This is a genomic window from Streptomyces sp. NPDC006458 (genome assembly GCF_040612135.1).
Lineage (GTDB): Bacteria > Actinomycetota > Actinomycetes > Streptomycetales > Streptomycetaceae > Streptomyces.
This window is the reverse complement of the sequence record NZ_JBEXPR010000009.1, coordinates 68787-90247: the sequence shown is the minus strand read 5'-3', so window position 1 is coordinate 90247 and position 21461 is coordinate 68787. Positions and strand designations below refer to the sequence as shown.

The 21461-nt window shown below is 69.2% G+C and carries 18 protein-coding genes and 2 pseudogenes; 10 read left to right on the top strand and 10 right to left on the bottom strand.

Features of this window, described 5'->3' with window-relative positions; all coding sequences use genetic code 11:
• Positions 1-372: 372 nt before the first annotated feature.
• Both ABZZ79_RS14395 and ABZZ79_RS14390 read left to right on the top strand, forming a co-directional pair.
• Positions 373-3072 carry a transglycosylase domain-containing protein gene (locus ABZZ79_RS14395; RefSeq protein WP_356689240.1) on the top strand — a complete coding sequence of 900 codons (2700 nt, stop codon included), beginning with the start codon at positions 373-375 and terminating at the stop codon, positions 3070-3072.
• Between the two features lie 129 nt (positions 3073-3201).
• A complete protein-coding gene (locus ABZZ79_RS14390; protein WP_356689239.1) occupies positions 3202-4737 on the top strand; it encodes a glycosyltransferase 87 family protein in 1536 nt (511 codons plus the stop codon).
• Between the two features lie 158 nt (positions 4738-4895).
• On the opposite strand, the gene ABZZ79_RS14385 is transcribed toward ABZZ79_RS14390, so the two are convergent.
• The 3 genes from ABZZ79_RS14385 to ABZZ79_RS14375 form a co-directional block, all read right to left on the bottom strand.
• Positions 4896-5927 (bottom strand): alanine racemase, encoded by a 1032-nt coding sequence (locus tag ABZZ79_RS14385; RefSeq protein WP_356689238.1) that lies wholly within the window; start codon positions 5925-5927, stop codon positions 4896-4898.
• Between the two features lie 110 nt (positions 5928-6037).
• Entirely contained in the window at positions 6038-7159 is a 1122-nt protein-coding gene (gene femX / locus ABZZ79_RS14380) for a peptidoglycan bridge formation glycyltransferase FemX (RefSeq protein WP_356689237.1), read from the bottom strand.
• A gap of 324 nt (positions 7160-7483) precedes the next feature.
• A complete protein-coding gene (locus tag ABZZ79_RS14375; protein ID WP_356689236.1) occupies positions 7484-7795 on the bottom strand; it encodes a hypothetical protein in 312 nt (103 codons plus the stop codon).
• A gap of 277 nt (positions 7796-8072) precedes the next feature.
• Between ABZZ79_RS14375 and rpsF the strand changes: the two genes are divergently transcribed.
• The 4 genes from rpsF (at position 8073) to rplI (ending at position 9799) form a co-directional block, all read left to right on the top strand.
• Positions 8073-8363 (top strand): 30S ribosomal protein S6, encoded by a 291-nt coding sequence (rpsF, locus tag ABZZ79_RS14370; RefSeq protein ID WP_019324683.1) that lies wholly within the window; start codon positions 8073-8075, stop codon positions 8361-8363.
• Between the two features lie 77 nt (positions 8364-8440).
• Positions 8441-9040 carry a single-stranded DNA-binding protein gene (locus ABZZ79_RS14365; RefSeq protein ID WP_356689235.1) on the top strand — a complete coding sequence of 200 codons (600 nt, stop codon included), beginning with the start codon at positions 8441-8443 and terminating at the stop codon, positions 9038-9040.
• A gap of 57 nt (positions 9041-9097) precedes the next feature.
• Positions 9098-9334, top strand: a complete 237-nt coding sequence (gene rpsR / locus ABZZ79_RS14360) for a 30S ribosomal protein S18 (RefSeq protein ID WP_003949403.1) — start codon at positions 9098-9100, stop codon at positions 9332-9334.
• A gap of 18 nt (positions 9335-9352) precedes the next feature.
• Positions 9353-9799, top strand: a complete 447-nt coding sequence (rplI, locus tag ABZZ79_RS14355) for a 50S ribosomal protein L9 (protein ID WP_356689234.1) — start codon at positions 9353-9355, stop codon at positions 9797-9799.
• A gap of 192 nt (positions 9800-9991) precedes the next feature.
• On the opposite strand, the gene ABZZ79_RS14350 is transcribed toward rplI, so the two are convergent.
• Entirely contained in the window at positions 9992-11329 is a 1338-nt protein-coding gene (locus ABZZ79_RS14350; protein WP_356689233.1) for an MATE family efflux transporter, read from the bottom strand.
• Positions 11330-11788: 459 nt separating this feature from the next.
• Between ABZZ79_RS14350 and dnaB the strand changes: the two genes are divergently transcribed.
• On the top strand, positions 11789-13258 hold the full coding sequence (gene dnaB / locus ABZZ79_RS14345; RefSeq protein WP_356689232.1) for a replicative DNA helicase: 1470 nt from the start codon (positions 11789-11791) through the stop codon (positions 13256-13258).
• 83 nt (positions 13259-13341) lie between these two features.
• Here the strand turns inward: dnaB and ABZZ79_RS14340 are convergent, their stop codons facing one another.
• Positions 13342-13905: a dihydrofolate reductase family protein gene (locus tag ABZZ79_RS14340; protein WP_356689231.1), complete on the bottom strand. Its 564-nt coding sequence runs from the start codon at positions 13903-13905 to the stop codon at positions 13342-13344.
• A gap of 343 nt (positions 13906-14248) precedes the next feature.
• Between ABZZ79_RS14340 and ABZZ79_RS14335 the strand changes: the two are divergent.
• A pseudogene (locus tag ABZZ79_RS14335) lies at positions 14249-15627 on the top strand (serine hydrolase domain-containing protein).
• 100 nt (positions 15628-15727) lie between these two features.
• On the opposite strand, the pseudogene ABZZ79_RS14330 reads toward ABZZ79_RS14335, so the two are convergent.
• Together ABZZ79_RS14330 and ABZZ79_RS14325 are read right to left on the bottom strand one after the other, a co-directional pair.
• Positions 15728-16180 (bottom strand): annotated as a pseudogene (locus tag ABZZ79_RS14330) (GNAT family N-acetyltransferase).
• A gap of 9 nt (positions 16181-16189) precedes the next feature.
• Positions 16190-16648: a MarR family transcriptional regulator gene (locus tag ABZZ79_RS14325; protein WP_356689230.1), complete on the bottom strand. Its 459-nt coding sequence runs from the start codon at positions 16646-16648 to the stop codon at positions 16190-16192.
• A 137-nt stretch (positions 16649-16785) separates the two neighbouring features.
• Between ABZZ79_RS14325 and ABZZ79_RS14320 the strand changes: the two genes are divergently transcribed.
• Positions 16786-17994: an MFS transporter gene (locus ABZZ79_RS14320; protein WP_356689229.1), complete on the top strand. Its 1209-nt coding sequence runs from the start codon at positions 16786-16788 to the stop codon at positions 17992-17994.
• A gap of 128 nt (positions 17995-18122) precedes the next feature.
• Here the strand turns inward: ABZZ79_RS14320 and ABZZ79_RS14315 are convergent, their stop codons facing one another.
• Positions 18123-18989, bottom strand: a complete 867-nt coding sequence (locus tag ABZZ79_RS14315; protein ID WP_356689228.1) for a GNAT family N-acetyltransferase — start codon at positions 18987-18989, stop codon at positions 18123-18125.
• Positions 18990-19201: 212 nt separating this feature from the next.
• Between ABZZ79_RS14315 and ABZZ79_RS14310 the strand changes: the two genes are divergently transcribed.
• Complete coding sequence (locus ABZZ79_RS14310) at positions 19202-19825, top strand: haloacid dehalogenase-like hydrolase (RefSeq protein WP_356689227.1); 624 nt, start codon at positions 19202-19204, stop codon at positions 19823-19825.
• A 35-nt stretch (positions 19826-19860) separates the two neighbouring features.
• On the opposite strand, the gene ABZZ79_RS14305 is transcribed toward ABZZ79_RS14310, so the two are convergent.
• Entirely contained in the window at positions 19861-20343 is a 483-nt protein-coding gene (locus tag ABZZ79_RS14305) for an NUDIX hydrolase (protein ID WP_356689226.1), read from the bottom strand.
• A gap of 88 nt (positions 20344-20431) precedes the next feature.
• On the bottom strand, positions 20432-21337 hold the full coding sequence (locus ABZZ79_RS14300) for a LysR family transcriptional regulator (RefSeq protein WP_356689225.1): 906 nt from the start codon (positions 21335-21337) through the stop codon (positions 20432-20434).
• Positions 21338-21461 lie beyond the last annotated feature (124 nt).

Genomic DNA, 21461 nt, shown 5'->3' with positions numbered 1-21461 from the left:
CTGCTTGCGACCCCGGTGACGGGGTCCGTGACGGTCTTTATGTCGTGCTGATGTATCGACTCGATACATCAGCACGATAGAACGGCCTGGCTGATGCGACAAGAGGGGGAATCGTGAACGGCGTCACATCACTGATTCGTCGGCACCGAGTTGCCTGATTTGAGGTGAACTTCGGGGCTAGGCAGGTTTTGACGGTGCGTAGTCTGTGCGGCATGCATACCGCCGGGAACCGTGTGACGCCGGGGGGCGTCATGGTCCCCGGTGCAGTACGGATGAATGCGGGACCGACCATGTCCGTACTTCGGGGGGACCGGAAACCAGCTGCCGTTTCCAGGCGCGCAGAGGTGCGCCTGCCCTAGGAGTAGTCCTTCGATGAGCGAGCACCGTCGCAAACCGCCGCAGCCGCAGGAAGGCGGACGTGCTGCGGCCCGACGCGGCCAGTCCGGCCTGCCCTCCGGCCGCCGAGCGGCACCGCGAGGCGCCACCGGGTCTCCTTCCGACGCCTATGGCTCGGGAGGAGAGGAGAGCACGTACGGCGGTCGCGCCGCGGCCCGGCGTGCCACGCAGGGCGGCGGCCGCCGCCGCGCGCCCGACCCCGGCCGGGGAGGCCGGCGTGCCGCCCCGGGGCCGGGTGGACCCGGGCGAGGCAGAGGCCGGGTGGCGGACACCGGCCGCAAGCGGATCATCGACTATCCGCGGGCCGGCAAGTACGGCTGGCATCGCTGGGTGCCGTCCTGGAAGCTCGTCTCCGGCCTGTCCCTGGCCTTCCTCGGCAGCCTGGTCGCCATCGCGGGCGTCGGCTACGCGCTGGTGAGCGTCCCCAACGTGCAGCTGACGGCGACGGCGCAGAACAACGTCTACTACTGGTCCGACCGCTCCGAGATGGTGGCCACGGGCGGCGAGACGAACCGTCAGATCATCAACCTGGCGCAGATCCCGCAGGAGATGCAGAACGCGGTCATCTCCCAGGAGAACAAGACGTTCCGCACCGACAGCGGTATCGACCCCAAGGGCATCGCCCGCGCCATGTTCAACATGGCCCGCGGCGGCGACACCCAGGGCGGTTCCACGATCACCCAGCAGTACGTCAAGAACGCGATGCTGGACGACCAGTCGCAGACGGTCTCCCGCAAGTTCAAGGAACTGTTCGTCTCCATCAAGGTGGGCGCGTCGGTCTCCAAGGACAAGATCATGGAGGGCTACCTCAACTCCGCCTACTACGGCCGTAACGCGTACGGCATTCAGGCGGCGGCCCGCGCGTACTTCAACAAGGACGCCATCGATCTCAACCCCGGCGAGTGCGCCTTCCTGGCGGCCACACTCAAGGGCGCCACGTACTACGACCCGGCCGGCGCGGTGAACATCGACCAGACGGCCACGCCCGACGAGAACAAGAGGCGTGCCCTGCGCCAGCAGCAGGACACCCTCGACAAGATGGTGGAGTACGGCCACCTCGACCCCGGGACGCGCGCCAAGTACACCGACCTGCCCAAGATCCAGAACCCGCGCTTCAACACGGCGCTGAGCGGCCAGATCGGTTACCTCGTCGACCTCGCCAACGGTTACATCGTCAGCCACGGCGACGAGACGGGTATCACCCAGGATCAGCTCCAGCAGGGCGGCTACTCGATCTACACGACCTTCGACAAGAAGAGGGTCAAGGCCCTGGAAGCCGCGGTCAAGAAGGTCCGCAAGGAGAACATCGACCCCAAGAAGCGCCCGACGAAGGACACCCACGTCCAGTTCGGCGGCGCCTCGGTGGACCCGGCGACCGGTGCCATCAGGGCCATCTACGGCGGCACGGACGCCACCAAGCACTTCACCAACAACGCCGACGAAACCGGTGCCCAGATCGGCTCGACGATGAAGCCGTTCGTCCTCGCGGCGGCCATGACGTGGGGCGTCCGGGACCCCGACCTCGGTGAGGTGCAGGCCCACGACGAGCGCACCGTCGTCTCGCCGAAGAGCCTGTACAGCGGCCAGAACGACCTCAAGATCAAGAACTACGACGGCTCGGTCTGGGTGAACGAAGAGGGCAAGGAGTGGCTCCAGGAGAACGACGGCAAGGAGTCGGTGGGCGAAGCACCCGACTACAAGATCGACCTGCGTGAGGCGATGCGCCAGTCGGTGAACTCCGCCTTCGTGCAGCTCGGCATGGATGTCGGCCTGGACAAGGTGAAGGAGGCGGCGGTCAACGCCGGTCTGCGGGAGAGCAGCCTGGCCGGCACCGGCTTCCCCTCGTTCTCCATCGGTATCTCCGACCCCAGCGCGATCCGTATGGCGGGCTCGTACGCCACCTTCGCGGCCAGCGGCAAGCAGCGCGATCCGTTCTCGGTCACCAAGATCGCCAGCAAGGACGGGACCGTCTTCGAGCACAAGGTCCAGACGAAGCAGGCCTTCACCTCGAAGGTCGCCGACAACGTCACGGACGTGCTGAAGACCGTGGTGGAGGAGGGCACGGGTACCAACGCCCAGCTGCCCGGCCGTGACGTGGCGGGCAAGACCGGTACCACGGACGACAACAAGTCGGCCTGGTTCGTCGGCTACACCCCGCAGCTGTCCACCGCGATCACCATGTTCCGCTACCCGGACGACGAGAAGATCAAGAACCGTACGTTCCTGCCGATGTACGGCACCGGTGATCAGGACTCCATCCACGGTGCGTCGTTCCCGTCGGAGATCTGGCACGACTACATGGCCGAGGCGCTCCAAGGCCAGCCGTCGGAGAAGTTCCCGACGCCCGAGGACATCGGTGAGGTCGTCAACGCCGAGCCGACGCCGTCGCCCACTCCCTCGCCGTCCGAGACGGAGTCGGCGACCCCGACCCCGACGCCGACCCGTGGAAAGCCGGAGCCGTCGCCCACACCGTCGCCCACCGAGACCTGCACCCAGTGGTGGAAGTGCGACGACACCACCACGGGAGGCACCGACACCGGTGGCGCCGATATCGGTGGCACGGACACCGGCGGTACGGACGGCGGGGTGAGTCCGACACCGACGGGCTCGCCGACCGACTCCACCAGAGGCAACGGAAACGGCAGCGGCGGCCTCTTCGGAGGCTCGACCGGCTAGGAGCCGTTTCGCCCAACATGGGCGTTTCACGTGAAACCGCGTGTTTCACGTGAAACATCGGGCCGCCGCACCCACCCGGGCGCGGCGGCCCTCGGCGTTTTCCCAGACTTGTACGGCAGGATGTGCCCCATGCCCAGTGCAGAACAAACGCAAGCGCGTCAGCCCGACGTGGTGCCACCGACCCGGACCGATTCGGTCGCCGCGCACGGCAGCGAGCTGATCGGCGGCCCCCTCGGGCGGCACGCCCTCTTCGGGACGTCGTGGTGGACCCCCGTGCGGATCATTGCGCTGGTGGCCATCGGCATGTTCGCCCTCGGTCTGGTCCAGAAGGCGCCCTGCTACAACGGCGGCTGGTTCTTCGGAGCCAGCTCCCAGTACACACACGCCTGCTACTCCGACATTCCGCATCTGTACAACGGGCGTGGCTTCGCGGACGGGCTGGTGCCGTACTTCGACCGGCTGCCCGGCGACATGGAGTACCTCGAATACCCGGTGCTGACCGGTGTGTTCATGGAGGTCGCCGCCTGGCTCACGCCCGGCTCGGGCAGCATCCAGGACCAGGAGCAGTGGTACTGGATGGTCAATGCCGGGATGCTGATGGCGTGCACGGCGGTCATCGCCGTCTGCGTCACCCGCACCCACGCACGACGGCCCTGGGACGGCCTGCTGGTCGCCCTGGCGCCCGCCTTCGCGCTCACCGCCACCATCAACTGGGACCTGCTGGCGGTCGCTCTGACGGCCGCGGCGATGCTGATGTGGTCCCGGGGGCGCGCACTGGCCTTCGGTGTCCTCCTGGGGCTCGCCACGGCCGCCAAGCTCTACCCGGTGTTCCTGCTGTGGCCGCTGATCGTGCTGTGCGTGCGGGCGGCCCGATGGCGGGACCTCGCCAAGGCGCTGGGCGGTACGGCCGTCGCCTGGCTGGTGGTGAACCTGCCGGTGATGCTCTTCGCCTTCGACGGGTGGTCGAAGTTCTACCGCTTCAGCCAGGAGCGGGGCGTCGACTTCGGCTCCTTCTGGCTGATCCTGGCCCAGAACTCCAAGGACCCGCTGAGCACCGAGACGGTCAACACCCTGGCCATGCTTCTGGTGTTGCTGTGCGTCGCCGGTATCGGTGCCCTGGCGCTGCTGGCACCGCGCCGTCCCCGGTTCGCGCAGCTGGCCTTCCTGATGGTCGCCGCGTTCATCCTCACCAACAAGGTCTACTCACCGCAGTACGTGCTGTGGCTGGTACCGCTGGCCGTGCTCGCCCGGCCCAAGTGGCGGGACTTCCTGATCTGGCAGGCGTGCGAGGTCGCCTACTTCCTCGGGATCTGGATGTACCTCGCGTACACGACCAGCGGCGACGCCCACAAGGGCCTCCCGACCGACGGCTACCACTGGGCGATCGGGGTGCATCTCGCGGGCACGTTCTACCTGTGCGCCGTCGTGATCCGCGACATCCTCATGCCGGAGCGCGACGTGGTGCGCCGCGACGGCGACGACGACCCCTCGGGAGGGGTGCTCGACGGCGCTCCGGACGTCATCGCTCTCGGTGCGGCGTCCCGTTCCTCGCGGCACGCAGCCTATTTCGACGGGCCTCAGGTGGCTTGGGGCACAGCGGAGGGAGCCGCGGCCGGCAGTGCCGACGTCCCCGCGAAGGGCCTCTGGGACGAGCGTTCGCCCTGAGCGAACAGGGCCTGGGTGGCAGGTGAATGGCCGCTCGGGCGGCATGTGAAAGGCCGTACGCGGGAGTTCCGCGTACGGCCTTCTGCGTGGGGCGCTGGGGTCCGCGTGAGGGCAGGGACGGAGGTGCCGCCAGCCCGGCGGGCTCCCGCCCGCGCGGCTCAGCTGTCCACGAGCCGGTCGAACTGCGTGGTGGTGTGCCGCAGATGGGCGACCAGCTCGTCGCCGACCTTCGGCTCCGGCGCGTCCGCGGGCACGAACAGGATCGACACCTGCATGTGCGGCGGCTCGGCGAACCAGCGCTGCTTGCCGCCCCAGACGAATGGAGAAAGGTTCCGGTTGACCGTGGCGAGGCCGGCGCGGGCGACGCCCTTGGCGCGCGGCATGACGCCGTGCAGCGCCTTCGGGGCCTCCAGGCCCACCCCGTGCGATGTGCCTCCCGCCACGACCACCAGGAAACCGTCCGACGCCGCCTTCTGCTGGCGGTAGCCGAAGCGGTCGCCCTTGGAGACCCGGGTGACGTCGAGGACCGCGCCCCGGTACTCGGTGGCCTCGTGGTCCCCCAGCCACAGCCGGGTGCCGATGCGGGCACGGAACCGGGTCTGCGGGAACTGCTGCTGGAGCCGGACCAACTCCTCGGCCTTGAGGTGGCTGACGAACATGGTGTGCAGCGGCAGCCTGGCCGCGCGCAGCCGGTCCATCCAGCCGATGACCTCCTCGACGGCGTCCGAGCCGTCGGTGCGGTCCAGCGGCAGGTGGATGGCGAAGCCTTCGAGACGGATGTTCTCTATGGCGGAGTGCAGCTGGGGCAGGTCATGCTCGCTGATGCCGTGCCGCTTCATCGAGGACATCACCTCGATGACCACACGGGCCCCGACCAGGCCGTACACGCCGTCCACGGAGGACACCGAGCGGATCACCCGGTCCGGCAGCGGCACCGGCTCCTCGCCGCGCCGGTAGGGCGTCAGCACGAGCAGGTCACCGCCGAACCAGTCCTTGATGCGCGCGGCCTCGTACGTCGTGCCGACGGCGAGGACGTCGGAGCCGAGCCGCGTGGCCTCCTCCGCCAGCCGCTCGTGCCCGAATCCGTAGCCGTTGCCCTTGCAGACCGGGACGAGTCCTGGGAACCGCTCCTGCACGTGCTTGTGGTGCGCCCGCCAGCGCGCGGTGTCGACGTAGAGCGTGAGCGCCATGGCCGGACCCGGAACCTTTCTCGTGGCTGCGGTGTATCAGAGGTGTGCGAGCTGTCGACGGTACCGAACGGCGGGACGCGCGGTCGGCGACGCGACAGCAAAGGGCTCGGTCAGCGGCGCGACATGTAGATGTCGAGTGCCTTGTGGAGCAGCTTGTTCAGGGGGAAGTCCCACTCGCCGAGGTACTCGGCGGCCTGACCGCCCGTGCCCACCTTGAACTGGATCAGACCGAAGAGGTGGTCGGACTCGTCCAGCGAGTCGGAGATGCCGCGCAGGTCGTAGACGCTCGCGCCGAGCGCGTAGGCGTCACGCAGCATCCGCCACTGCATCGCGTTCGAGGGCCGGACCTCACGGCCGATGTTGTCGGAGGCGCCGTAGGAGTACCAGACGTGCCCGCCGACGATCAGCATGGTCGCCGCCGACAGGTTCACGCCGTTGTGGCGGGCGAAGTACAGCCGCATCCGGTTGGGGTCCTCGTTGTTGAGGGCCGTCCACATGCGCTGGAAGTACGACAGCGGGCGGGGCCGGAAGTGGTCGCGCACGGCCGTGATCTCGTACAGCCGCTGCCACTCCTCCAGGTCGTGGTAACCGCCCTGGACGACCTCGACGCCGGCCTTCTCGGCCTTCTTGATGTTGCGGCGCCACAGCTGGTTGAAGTTCTTGTGCACCTCTTCCAGGGAGCGGTTGGCCAACGGCACCTGGTAGACGTAACGGGGCTGTACGTCGCCGAAGCCGGCGCCGCCGTCCTCGCCCTGCTGCCAGCCCATGCGGCGCAGCTTGTCGGCCACCTCGAAGGCACGCGGCTCGATGAAGTCGGCCTCGATGTCCCGCAGCCGCTTCACGTCCGGGTTCTGGATGCCCTGCTTGATGGAGTTGGCCTCCCAGCGCCGGATGATCACCGGCGGGCCCATCTTCACGGAGAAGGCGCCCTGCTGCTTGAGGTGGGCCAGCATCGGCCGGATCCAGTCGTCGAGGTTCGGTGCGAACCAGTTGATGACCGGGCCCTCGGGAAGATAGGCGAGGTAGCGCTTGATCTTCGGCAGCTGCCGGTAGAGCACCAGCCCGGCACCGACCAGCTCGCCGGTCCGGTCGTCGAACCAGCCGAGGTTCTCCGAGCGCCACTCGGCCTTGACGTCTGCCCAGGCGGGGACCTGCATGTGACTCGCCGCCGGCAGGCTCTGGATGTACGCCAGATGCTGCTCGCGGCTGATGGTCCTCAGGGTCAGGCTCATGTCGGGGCGCTCCTCGGGCTGGTGTGTCCCCATGGGTACAGGGGCTCCGGCTCTCGCGCCGAAGCCTACTGCGCCCGGCGGGCACGCCGACTGGGCGCACGGCACCTTTGCCCCGGCCGGAGGGCCTGTCCGCCCCCTTCTGACGTGCCGTGGGACGCCTTGGACCACACGCCTCACCGGTCACACCGTCGCCGGGTATGGCTCGGTCCCGCCGCGACGGGACCCGCCCCTGCGGCCGACAGAGCCGTGGGGCAGATCCTCCGGGCGGGCGACGGGCAGGTGCCCGCCGGGTCCGAGTGGCGTCGGCGGGGGTGTCGGTGCCGGTCAGAATCCGCCGAACAGACCGCCGTGGGCCATGCCGAGGAAGAAGCCGACGCCGCTGGCACCGAGGCCCAGGATCAGACCGAAGCGCTCACGGGTGGTCTCGGAGATCCACTGTCCGTAGGCGCCCGCGGCGATCCCCACCAGACCGGTCCAGGAGCTCAGCAGATGGAGGCTGTCGAACTGCGCCGTGATGAACGACACCAAGCCGAGCACCAGGGTCGCCGCGAGCAGGGCGTCCTGGAGTGGATGGGACTTGTCGTCCGTGGCGAAGAGAGAACCGACTCCGGTGTTGGGTCGCAATGCCTGTGCCATGGGGCACCTCCTGCGGAAGGCGGCGCATCGTAGCGCCATACACACCCGACGTGTACAGATTGACGGTCCCCACGGCCTGATTTCAACCGGAAGCGGGTGTGCGGGTACTCTGTACCGTCTGCACCGGTGTCTGCCCATGCCGCGGGCCGGGATCTCCACGCGAGAACCCCGATTGTCAGTGGCGGCTGTTGTACTGGCGGACACTGTTGCGTACGCATCACAACCCTCCTGCCACGGAACGACCGTGGCCGCTGAGTCCAAAGGAGGTGGGTTCCACATGCGTCACTACGAGGTGATGGTCATCCTCGACCCCGATCTCGAGGAGCGCTCTGTCTCCCCGCTGATCGAGAACTTCCTCTCTGTCGTCCGTGACGGCGGCGGAAAGGTCGAGAAGGTCGACACCTGGGGCCGTCGTCGTCTCTCGTACGAGATCAAGAAGAAGCCCGAGGGCATCTACTCGGTCATCGACCTGCAGGCCGAGCCTGCGGTCGTCAAGGAGCTCGACCGCCAGATGAACCTGAACGAGTCGGTCCTCCGGACCAAGGTCCTCCGCCCCGAGACCCACTGAGCTCTCCCGCTCAGCTGATCTCGGGTTTCGAGTAGTACCGCAAGCAGCCAGCAGTAAACCCGCCGAGAGGTTCCCCCATGGCAGGCGAGACCGTCATCACGGTCGTCGGCAACCTTGTCGATGACCCCGAGCTGCGCTTCACCCCCTCCGGTGCGGCGGTCGCGAAGTTCCGTGTCGCGTCCACTCCCCGCACCTTCGACCGTCAGACGAACGAGTGGAAGGACGGCGAGAGCCTGTTCCTGACCTGCTCGGTCTGGCGTCAGGCGGCGGAGCACGTCGCCGAATCGCTCCAGCGAGGCATGCGCGTCATCGTGCAGGGCCGGCTGAAGCAGCGGTCCTACGACGACCGTGAGGGTGTCAAGCGCACGGTCTACGAGCTGGACGTCGAGGAAGTCGGGCCCAGCCTGCGCAACGCCACGGCCAAGGTCACCAAGACCGCCGGCCGCGGTGGCCAGGGCGGTGGCGGCGGCTTCAGCGGCGGTGGCGGTGGCGGCCAGCAGGGCGGCGGCTGGGGCGGCGGCTCCGGTGGCGGCCAGCAGGGCGGCGGCGCTCCCGCTGACGACCCGTGGGCGACCGGCGCTCCCGCCGGTGGCAACCAGGGTGGTGGCGGCTGGGGCGGCGGCTCCGGCTCCGGCTCCGGCAACAGCGGCGGCTACTCGGACGAGCCCCCCTTCTAGACCCTCGGGTCAGGGGCGGGCCGTACCCAAACTTCTTGATCACACAGGAGAATCACCATGGCGAAGCCGCCTGTGCGCAAGCCGAAGAAGAAGGTCTGCGCATTCTGCAAGGACAAGGTCACGTACGTGGACTACAAGGACACGAACATGCTGCGGAAGTTCATTTCCGACCGCGGCAAGATCCGTGCCCGCCGCGTGACCGGCAACTGCACGCAGCACCAGCGTGACGTCGCCACGGCCGTGAAGAACAGCCGTGAGATGGCGCTGCTGCCCTACACCTCCACCGCGCGCTAAGGGAAGGGTGACCGAAACATGAAGATCATCCTCACCCACGAGGTCTCCGGCCTCGGTGCCGCGGGCGACGTCGTGGACGTCAAGGACGGTTACGCTCGCAACTACCTGATCCCGCGGAAGTTCGCTATCCGCTGGACCAAGGGCGGCGAGAAGGACGTCGAGCAGATCCGTCGCGCTCGCAAGATCCACGAGATCCAGACCATCGAGCAGGCCAATGCTGTCAAGGCCCGACTCGAGGGCGTGAAGGTCCGTCTGGCCGTTCGCTCCGGCGACGCCGGCCGTCTCTTCGGCTCCGTCACCCCGGCCGACGTCGCTTCGGCGATCAAGGCCGCCGGTGGCCCCGAGGTCGACAAGCGTCGCATCGAGCTCGGTGCGCCGATCAAGACCCTGGGCGCCCACGAGACGTCCGTGCGTCTGCACCCCGAGGTTGCCGCCAAGGTCAACATCGAGGTTGTCGCGGGCTGAACGCCGCGATCGGCTTGAACAGCTGAAGGAAGGGGCCGCACCCATCGGGTGCGGCCCCTTCCGCCTGCGGTGTTCCTTGTGGCGGCCGGTCGGGATATGGCATCCCTCGTCGGGACTGGGCATCTCCGGGCGGGCCGGATGTTTCACGTGAAACGGCGGCTGGTGGGCGGAATGTCGACCGGGAGCGGAAGGTCAGCGCGTCGCGCCTGTGACGATCCAGCGGCCCGAGCGGGCGCGCAGCCACAGGGTCAGCATGCGCACGGTCATCATCAGCGTCATCGCGACCCACAGGGCGGTGAGCCCGCCGCCCAGGACGGGGACGAGCAGCGCGACCGGGGCGAAGACCGCCAGGGTCAGCAGCATCGCCCAGGCGAGATACGGGCCGTCTCCGGCGCCCATCAGCACACCGTCCAGGGTGAAGACCACGCCGCAGATCGGCTGGGACAGCGCCACGACGACGAGCGCGGGCAGCGCGGTGTCCGTCACGGTGGGGTCGCTGGTGAACAGCGGCAGGAAGAGGGGACGCGCCACGACGACGAGGGCACCGAGGACGAGTCCGACCCCGATGCCCCACTGCACCATGCGGCGGCAGGCGTCGCGGGCACCCTGTGCGTCTCCGGCGCCCAGAAAGCGGCCGATGATGGCCTGTCCGGCGATGGCGATGGCGTCGAGGGCGAAGGCGAGCAGGATCCACAGGGACACGATGATCTGGTGGGCGGCGATGTCGGAGTCACCGAGGCGGGCGGCTACGGCGGTCGCGATCATCAGGATCGCCCGCAGCGACAGCGTGCGCACGAGCAGGGGCACACCCGCGTGGGCGGAGGACTTGATACCTGCCGCGTCGGGGCGCAGGGAGGCGCCGTGGCGCCGGGCTCCGCGGATCACCACGGCGAGGTAGGCGGCCGCCATGCCCCACTGGGCGACGACCGTGCCCCAGGCGGAGCCCGCGATACCGAGGTCGGCGCCGTAGACGAGGGCCGCGTTGAGGACGGCGTTGGCGACGAAGCCGGCGACGGCGACGTAGAGGGGTGTCCTGGTGTCCTGCAGTCCGCGCAGCACTCCGGTCGCGGCCAGCACGATCAGCATGGCCGGGATGCCCAGCGCGGAGATCCGCAGATAGGTGGACGCGTAGGGAGCGGCGGTCGAGGACGCGCCGAAGAGGTCGACGAGGGGTGATGCCGTGGGGAGGGTGACGGCGATGACGGCGGCTCCCAGCAGCGCGGCCAGCCAGATACCGTCCATGCCCTGGCGGATGGCGGCTTTGAGGTCACCCGCGCCGACCCGGCGGGCGACGGCGGCCGTGGTGGCGTAGGCGAGGAAGACGAAGACGCTGACGGCCGTCGCGAGCAGGGCCGAGGCGACGCCCAGCCCGGCGAGCTGGGCGGTGCCCAGATGGCCGACGATCGCGCTGTCGGCCATCAGGAAGAGGGGCTCGGCGACAAGCGCGCCGAAGGCCGGCACGGCCAGCGCGAGTATCTCGCGGTCGTGCTGTCGCCGGGTGGCCCTGGGGGGCGCGGGAGCCTGGGTCATGACGGCCAATGTAATCGTCCACAGGTAAGAGATGCAATCGATTAGTGACCCTTACTTGTCGTCACTGTGGGTGTGCTTGCCCACAGTGCTCGACCTGATCTTGGGCTGACTGGGAAAGTTTTTCTTCTGCACAGCCGATGGGCGGCAAAACGGCAGGTCAGAGCGATGGTCGTGAAGGGGGTGGGGGCTTGTTCACAGGCCTGTCCACCGGGTCGTGCACAGGTTTCGAGGGGTTCTCCACAGCATCTGGGCCGTCGTCCACATGGCCTGTGGATAACCAGATTGGCTGACGGTGCCCGAGGGCCTACGGTGGTCCGGCGCCCGCTCCGTTCGTCGGCCGTTGAAACGACACAAAACCGACGCACCAGAAACGGAGTTGGGCTTCTCGTTTTGTCGGTGCCGTGCCGTAGAAAAGAGGGCACTGCGAGGTCCGCTCGGCGGACGGGAGGAGGTTGCTCGGTGAGCATTTCCGAGCCCTTGGACGACCCGTGGGCCGACAGCGGGCCGAGCGACCGACTACCGGCCTCCCGCAGGCGCGGCGACGCGCCGCGGGGCCGCGACGATCAGCACGACCGAGATGAGTGGGAGGGGTCGGGAGGCCCGGCCTTCGAGCGGGTGCCGCCCCAGGACCTCAACGCCGAGCAGTCCGTCCTCGGCGGCATGCTCCTGTCCAAGGACGCCATCGCCGACGTCGTCGAGATCCTCAAGGGCCACGACTTCTACAAGCCCGCCCACGAGACGATCTACCAGGCGATCCTCGACGTCTACGCCAAGGGCGAGCCGGCCGACCCCATCACCATCGCCGCCGAGCTCACCAAGCGCGGCGAGATCAACAAGGTCGGCGGCGCCTCGTATCTGCACACCCTCGTCCAGACCGTCCCCACCGCCGCCAACGCCGAGTACTACGCGGAGATCGTGCACGAGCGGGCGGTCCTGCGCCGACTGGTCGAGGCCGGCACGCGCATCACGCAGATGGGATACGCGGCCGACGACGACGTCGACGAGATCGTCAACCGCGCCCAGGCGGAGATCTACGCCGTCACCGAGCAGCGCACCAGCGAGGACTACCTGCCGCTCGGCGACATCATGGAGGGCGCGCTCGACGAGATCGAGGCCATCGGCTCACGCAGCGGTGAGATGACCGGTGTGCCCACGGGCTTCACCGACCTCGACTCCCTCACCAACGGTCTGCACCCGGGCCAGATGATCGTCATCGCCGCGCGTCCCGCCATGGGCAAGTCCACCCTCGCGCTGGACTTCGCCCGCGCCGCGTCGATCAAGCACAACCTGCCGAGCGTCATCTTCTCCCTCGAAATGGGCCGCAACGAGATCGCGATGCGTCTGCTGTCCGCCGAGGCCCGCGTCGCCCTGCACCACATGCGCTCCGGCACGATGACCGACGAGGACTGGACCCGTCTGGCCCGTCGGATGCCCGAGGTGTCCTCGGCGCCGCTCTACATCGACGACTCCCCGAACCTGTCGATGATGGAGATCCGCGCGAAGTGCCGTCGTCTGAAGCAGCGCAGCGACATCAAGCTCGTGATCATCGACTACCTCCAGCTGATGCAGTCCGGCGGCTCCAAGCGCTCCGAGAGCCGTCAGCAGGAGGTCTCGGACATGTCCCGTAACCTCAAGCTGCTGGCCAAGGAGCTGGAGGTCCCGGTGATCGCCCTCTCGCAGCTCAACCGTGGTCCCGAGCAGCGCACGGACAAGAAGCCGATGGTGTCCGACCTGCGTGAGTCCGGCTCCATCGAGCAGGACGCCGACATGGTCATCCTGCTCCACCGCGAGGACGCCTACGAGAAGGAGTCGCCTCGCGCGGGCGAGGCGGACATCATCGTCGGCAAGCACCGTAACGGCCCCACCGCCACCATCACGGTCGCCTTCCAGGGCCACTACTCGCGCTTCGTGGACATGGCCCAGACCTGAGGAGGTCGCGTGCGCGGCGCGACCGGGCCAGCTCCTCCGGTGTCACCCGCGGAGCATATGGCCCGTGACTCATGGACGGGCGCTCAGCGCCTCGTCTCGTACCTGGTCAGGATCACGCCGCAAGGAAGCGTCCGAGTCTCCACCAGGTTCAGGTTCACCCAGCTGTCCAGCGCGCTGAAGAACGGCGTGCCGCCGCCCACCAGGACCGGCGCGGTGGCCAGCACGTACTCGTCAATCAGCCCGGCCCGCATGGCCGCCCCGGCGAGCGTCGCGCCGCCGATGTCCATCGGGCCGCCGTCCTCGGCCTTGAGCCGGGTGATCTCGGCGACCGCGTCGCCGGTGACCAGGCGGGTGTTCCAGTCGACCTCGTCGATCGTCGCGGAGAACACCACCTTCGACATGTCCCGCCAGCGGCGCGCGAACTCGACCTCCGCCGGGGTGGCGTCGGGCTGCTGGTCGCCGGTCGGCCAGTAGGAGCTCATCGTCTGCCACAGCTTGCGCCCGTACAGCGTCAGGTCGGTCGCCTCCAACTGGTCGGACCAGAACTGGAACAGCTCGTCGCTCGGCACGCTCCAGCCGATGTCGTCGCCGGGCGCGGCGATGTAGCCGTCCAGGCTCAGGTTCATGCCGTAGATCAATTTCCGCATGGCGCCAACTTTCCGTGAGTCGGTCTCACGCGTACAGACCGGCGCGGCGCGGGAAACTCATCGGTGCGCGATCTGAGCTCGCATGTGGTCCTCGTGCTCGGTGGCTCAGCCGCAGACTCATCGTTCCGCCGAGGAAATGGCATCGCTCTGAGACTGATCTTGGGTGACATCGCGGTGAGACAACAGAGAACCAGCAGGTCACAGAAGATCGACATGTCATCGGCGGCGAGACCCTGCACGACGTGGCGGCGGGCCGCGCCACGCTTCGGGTCGCCGCGGGCCGCGCCACGCTCCGGGCGAAACCGGCTCGACGGGAGGCGTCCCGGCCGGGTGGACTGAGCCCATGACAGCACCCCAGGACGATCTGCTCCCCACCACGCGCCGTGCACTGCTGCACCACGTCGCCGTCGCCCAGGCCGAGGGGCGGGCCCCCTCCCTCGTGGCGGCCGTCGTACGGGACGGCCGGGCCGTGTGGCACGGGTCGCGAACCTCGGTCGACGGGCACGCCCCGGATCAGGACGTGCAGTACAGGATCGGCTCGATCACCAAGACCTTCACCGCGGTGCTCGTGCTGCGGCTGCGCGACGAGGGCGTGCTCGACCTCGGAGACCAGCTGGAGAAGCATCTGCCGGGCACCCGCGCCGCAGAGGCCACGATCCGCGAACTGCTCGCCCACACCGGCGGACTGGCCGCGGAGACGCCCTCGCCGTGGTGGGAGCGCACACCGGGCTCACTGCGGCCCGACCTGTCCGACGTCCTGGGCGCGCGGCCCGTCCTGCATCCACCGGGCCGGCGGTTCCACTACTCCAATCCCGGCTACACCGTGCTCGGCGCGCTGGTCGAGAAGCTGCGCGGGGCGCCCTGGGAGGACGTGCTGCGGCGCGAAGTGCTCGAACCCCTCGGCCTGACCCGTACCAGCGGGCAGCCGCAGGCCCCGCACGCGGGCGGCTGGGCGGTCCATCCGTGGGCAGATGTGATGATGCCCGAGCCGTTGGAGGACCTCGGTCTGATGGCCCCAGCCGGTCAGCTGTGGTCCACCAGCGGGGACCTGGCCCGGTTCGCGGCCTTCCTGGCGCGGGGCGACGAGCGGGTGCTGAGCGAGGAGACTCTCCAGGAGATGCGCACTCCGGCGGCTCCGGCCGAGACCGCGGATCTCGCGGACGGGGCCGCCTACGGGCTCGGTCTCCAGCTTCAGCACCGCGACGGGCGGTTGCTCGTCGGCCACTCGGGCTCGCTGCCGGGCTTCCTGGCGAACCTCACGATCAGCGTCGAGGACGACGTGGCCGCGGTCGTCCTGGCCAACTGCACCTCGGGCCCGGTGATTTCGGCGGTCGGCGCCGATCTCGTCCGGATCGTCGCCGAGGCCGAGCCCCGGATGCCCGACGCCTGGCGTCCGCTGCGGGAGGTCGATCCGGCCGTGCTCGAACTCTCCGGCCAGTGGTACTGGGGGACGAGCGCCTTCGCGCTGCGCCTGACGGCCGACGGGCTGTTCTCCCTCGGGCCGCTTTCGGGCCTGGGCCGCCGCTCACGGTTCCGTGGGAACGACGACGGCACCTGGACAGGGCTGGAGGGCTACTTCGCCGGGGAGACACTGCGGGCCGTGCGTCGTCCTGACGGCTCGGTGAGCCATCTGGACCTCGGCTCGTTCGTGTTCACCCGTACGACGAGACCGCCGACGTCCCCGGCGGGGTGGACCCGGACGGCTGGCGGGGGATCGGCTGACGCCAGGCCGGACGTCGTCGCCCGCTGGGGACGGTGGGGGCTCTGCGTGGGGCTGTGTTTCACGTGAAACACAGCCCCTGACTGGAACGGCGCCGCTCTGTCAGAGCTCCAGCTTGAAGCCCACGTGCGAGCCGGTGAAGCCCAGGCGCTCGTAGAAGCGATGGGCATCGGTGCGGGAGGCGTCCTATGTGAGCTGGACCAGACTGCAGCCCTGTCGACGTGACTCCTCGACCGCCCACTCGATGAACTGTGACCCCAGGCCGCCGCCCCGCTCGTCGGCGCGGACCCGGACCGCCTCGATGATCGACCGGCTGGCACCGCGCCGCGACAGTCCGGGGATGACAGTGAGCTGGAGTGTGCCCACGACCCGGCCCTCGCGCACGGCCACGACCTGGTGCTGGTTCGGATCGGCCGCGAGGCGTTCGAACGCCTCCAGGTAGAGGGTCAGGTCGTCCGGTGACTCCCGCCGGGCGCCCAGGGGGTCGTCGGCGAGCATCGCGACGATCGCGGGGATATCCTCGGCCGTCGCGCGCCGTAACTCCAGATCTGCCATGCCCGCAGCCTATGCGGGCACCTTCAGCGTCTCCACGACCCGTACGAGCGGCGCCAGTTCGGGGTTCTCGGCGGCCGTGTCGAGCGCTTCACGCAGCGCGCCGTCGTTGGTCGGCCGGGCCTCCTCCAGGAGCTTCAGCCCGGCCGGCGTGACATTGGTGTAGATGCCGCGCCGGTCGGTGGGGCACAGATAGCGCTCCAGCAGACCCCGGTCCTCCAGCCGGGTGACCAGGCGTGTGGTGGCGCTCTGGCTGAGGACGACCGCGTCGGCGACCTGCTTCATCTGCAGATGGCCGCCCTCGCCGTCGTGCTGGCGGCTGAGCACGTCGAGCAGCGAGTACTCGCGCACGCTGAGGTCGTGCCCGGTCTGCAGAGCGCGCTCGACATGCGCCTCGATCTTCCCGTGCAGCAGGGAGAGGGCGCACCAGCCCTGGGCCAGGGCGGTGAGCGCGGGGTCTGTCGCGGTCATCGGCGTTTCCTCCTCCGGAGCGGCTGTATCCAGGGTAGAGGACGGACGCAATATACAGCGCTTGCAAGTATTAAGCGTCTGCAAGTATTGTGGTGACACGTAAAGCGCACTTGCAATCGTCTGGGAAGGCGTACCCCATGCCTCTCGCGCTTGTGGCCCTCGCGATCGGGGCCTTCGGGATCGGCACGACCGAGTTCGTGATCATGGGCTTGCTGCCCGAGGTCGCGGGAGACTTCGGGGTCTCCATCCCCACCGCCGGATTCCTCGTGACCGGCTACGCGCTGGGCGTGATGTTCGGCGCCCCGCTGATGACGGTGCTCGGCACGAAGGTCTCGCGCAAGCGGATGCTGATGGTGCTGATGGGCCTGTTCATCGTCGGCAACCTGCTCTCAGCCGTGGCCCCCGCCTTCTCCGTGATGCTGATCGGCCGCGTGGTCGCCTCACTCGCCCATGGTGCCTTCTTCGGCATCGGCGCGGTCGTGGCCGCCGAGCTGGTCGCGCCCGACAAGAAGGCAGGCGCCATCGCGATGATGTTCACCGGCCTGACCGTCGCCAACGTCGTCGGCGTCCCGCTGGGCACCCTCGTGGGGCAGTCCCTGGGCTGGCGCGTCACCTTCGCCATCGTCGCCGCGCTCGGTGTCGTCGGCCTCCTCGGCATCGCCCGGCTCGTACCCGACATGCCGAAGCCGGAGGGCGTCCGCCTGCGGCACGAGGTAGCCGCGTTCAAGAACGTGCAGGTGCTGCTCGCCATGGCGATGACCGTCCTCGGCTTCGGCGGCGTCTTCGCGGCCATCACCTACATCGTGCCGATGATGACCCACGTCGCCGGCTTCGCGGAGGGCTCGGTGACCTGGCTGCTGGTCCTCTTCGGCCTCGGCATGGTCGTCGGGAACCTCGTGGGCGGCCGGTTCGCCGACCGGGCCCTGATGCCCATGCTGTACGCCTCCCTGGCCGGCCTCGCGGTCGTGCTCGCCCTGTTCACGCTGACCGCGCACGACAAGATCCTGTCGGCCGTCTCGATCGCCCTGATCGGCGCGCTGGGCTTCGCCACCGTGCCGCCGCTGCAGAAGCGCGTCCTGGACCAGGCCCATCGGGCGCCCACGCTGGCCTCGGCGATGAACATCGGTGCCTTCAACCTCGGCAACGCCCTGTCCGCCTGGCTCGGCGGCATGGTCATCGCGGCCGGCCTCGGCTACACCGCCCCGAACTGGGTGGGCGCCGTCCTCGCCGCCGCGGCCCTGGTCCTCGCCCTCCTGTCCGCCGCCCTGGAGCGCCGCGGCAGCGCGCCGAGCACGGTGGTCGCCGGGTCCGTGCCCGCACAGGAGCGCGCCGCGGTCCACGGTTGACGCGGCTGGGCGGCGCACACCGCCCCCGAGGACATGCAGCCCGCGCGGCGCCACCGACAACAGACGCACGCCCCCAACGCCGAGCGCCGGTCCCCACCAAGGGACCGGCGTTCACCGTTTGGGCGGCCTCAGCCCGCGGCCACCGTCAGGGGAGCGAACCGTCGGCTCCAGTCGCCGGGCAACTCCCCGATGCCGTACGTCATGACCGCGTTGAAGGCGACGGAGACCAGCCCGCGCGCCTTGGCCCAGCCGATGAGTTCGGTGTGCCGTACGTCGATGTCGGTGCGCAGGGGCCGGTCGGTGCGGGCGGCGAGCGAGGCGATGAGGGCCTTGGCCGTGTCCGTGTCCCGGGCGACCAGCGGGCCCACGACATGGGTCTGCATGTTGGGCCAGGCGGCGGCATAGCCGATGATCCGGCCATCCTCCTCGGCGACATGAAGCAGATCCGCGAAGGCGGGCAGCCGGGTGATCATGTGGGTGCGGTCGGCGCCGAACACCGGCTCGTCGAGGCGCACCATCGAGGGCAGGTCCTCGGCGGTGGCCGCCCGGGTCGAGATGCCCGATGCCGTGCGCTCGGGACTGAAGGGACCGCTGAGCGTCTCGGCGCGCCCGATGGCCTTGAAGCCGAGCTCCTCGTACAAGGGGCGCCCGTTGGGCGTCGCGTGCAGGGTGAGGGGCGTGGTGCCCATGGCCGCCAGGATGTGCCGCATCAGTCGGCGACCGACACCCTGACGGGCGTACCGCTCCGACACCAGCACCATGCCGATGGCCGCGAGATCGGGCCGGTCCCGCGGGCCGTACTCGGTGACGACACAGGCGCTCAGCAGTCCGCCGTCGGGGTCGTCGATGCCGTACCCCCTCCCGGCCGCGAGGAGCAGGCCCCACTTGTGCTCCTCGCGCGGCCACCCCCGGTTCTCGGACAAGTCGGCGCAGGCGGTGAGATCACGCAGCGTCAGGCGACGGATGGGCAGAGCGGAGAGAGAAGGTGTCGGCACGCAGGTCAGGCTGTCCGACAGGGGCCCTCGGCGTCCACCTGTTTCGGTTGAGATGTACGCGCTTTTGGCCACGCTGTGGCGCACTCCACGGTGGGTCGGCTGTTATGCGGTGTTTCACGTGAAACACCGGCGAACGCCGGTCGACGAGCAGTCTGCGCCAAGGGATGGACCCCCGGGCCCGCCGGTCACGGGGCCCACTAGCCTCGACGGTCATGACGCGCCTTCATCTGTTCGACATGGACGGCACTCTGCTCCACGGCACGAGCGCGCCGCGGGAGATCTCCCGGCAACTCGGTCTGGAGGCCGAGACCGTGGAACTCGACCGGGCGATCTCCATGGGGCTCATCGGGCCGCCGGAGTACGCGGTGCGGGTGCATGCGCTCTGGGCCGAGCTGACCGCGGTGCATGTGGCCGCGGCCTTCGAGGGTGCGCCGTGGCTGGCCCGGATCCGTGAGGTGTGGGCCGAGATCAGGAGCCGGGGCGAGTACTGCGCTGTCGTCTCGCTGTCCCCGTCGTTCTTCGTGGAGCGGCTCACGGGCTGGGGCGCCCATGCGGCTCACGGGTCCCGGTTCCCGGCAGTGCCCTTCACCGAGCCCGTGGATCCCGCCGGAGCGCTGAGCCCGGCGGCGAAGGTGGTGATCGCCGACCGGCTGTGCGCGCAGTTCGGTGTGAGCAGGGCCGAGTGCGTCGCGTACGGCGACTCGCTGTCGGACAGGGACCTGTTCGCCGCGGTGCCGACATCCGTAGCCGTCAACGCGGACGAGCACCTGGCGGGCCTGGCGACCCACGCGTACGCGGGCCTGGACCTGTGGGACGCCTACGAGCTCGTGCGCTAACGCCGGGACGGCTCAGCGTCCGCCGGTGGCCCGGGTCAGCCCAGATCGGGTGCGTGCATCGCGCGCACGCCCTCGATGTTGCCGTCCAGGTAGTGGCGCAGCGACAGCGGCACGAGATGGACGGAGGCGATGCCGACCCGGGTGAAGGGCACCCTGACGATCTCGTACTCACCGATGGGCTCGTCGACCTCGGGGCCGTGGCGCAGTGAGGGGTCCATGGATTCCAGCCGGCAGACGAAGAAGTGCTGCACCTTCACGCCGGTCGCGCCGCCGTCGTCGCCGATGTGCTCGACGGTGTCGACGAAGCAGGGCACCACGTCGGTGATCTTGGCGCCGAGTTCCTCGTGCACCTCGCGGTGCAGGGCGTCGACGACGGTCGGGTCCTCCGGCTCCACACCGCCGCCGGGTGTGAGCCAGTAAGGATCAAGGCCAGGCTTGGTGCGCTTGATCAGGATCAGGTCGTCGCCGTCCAGCAGGACGGCGCGTGCGGTGCGCTTGACCACGGGTCGGACGGTCATGGGAGAAATGTGGCCCCGCTGGTTCCACGTGAAACATCGCGAAACGTCACCAATCGAGCTCAACCCGTGACGGACCGCGGCGCACAGCTCAGGACCAGTGGGCCGCCGTGTGCAGCAGCCCCTCGTACGCACGGGCTATGTGCGGCATCGCCAGCGTTCCGGTCCGCACGACCAGAAAGTACGTCCGCAGCGGCGGAACGGCGGGATCGTGCAGGGCCACCAGGTCTCCACGGTCCAGAGCGGGCGCGCACAGATAGCGCGGCAGCACCGCGAGGCCCGCTCCCGCGACCGCGCAGGTGAGGACCGCGCGAAGGTCGGGGACCACGACCGTGCCGGCTGCGACGGGACGGCAGTCGAACACGGAACCCCAGTAGCGCGAGACGAAGGGCAGCGACTCGTGCACCTCCACGACAGGGAGGTTCTCCAACGCGGCCGCGTCCTTGACGTGCGGCACGCCGGGGCCGATCTCCTCCAGCCAGCCGGGAGCGGCCACCAGGACATGCTCCTCGTCACAGAGCGGAGTCGCCGTGAGAAGGCCGCCCCGTGGCCGGGCCGTGCTGATGGCGAGATCGTGATGCCCGGCGGCCAGTCCTTCCAGGGTTTCGTCGGCGTTCCCGAAGGAGACGCGCAGGGCGAATCCCTGGCCGTCCTCGCCGGTCAGCTCCACCAGGGCGGGCAGCGCCCGTTCGGCCGTGAACTCGGGCGGCCCGGCCAGATGCAGGGTGCGCAGGGAGGACTCGTCGTCGAGCCCGCTCTCGGTGATCTCGACCAAGGCGTCGAGATGCGGCGCGGCCTTGTGGGCGAGCTCGTCGCCGATGGTCGTCGGCGTCACCCCGCGCGCCCGCCGCAGAAACAGCGGGCGGCCCAGCTGACGCTCCAGAGTGCGGATCTGGGAGGTGACGGCCGGCTGGGACAGGCCCAGCAGCGCGGCGGCCCGGGTGAAGGAGCCGGCCCGGTGCACGGTGACGAACGTGCGCAGCAAGGCCAGATCCATGGCGCGCCCCTCCCCTTCTCCGCCCTTCTCCGGCCACGGGCAGGGCCCAACTATAAATATGTCGATAGGTCGCTGTCGCTACCGTGATTGGACACTGACACAGAGTCAACTAGCCTTGTTCGCG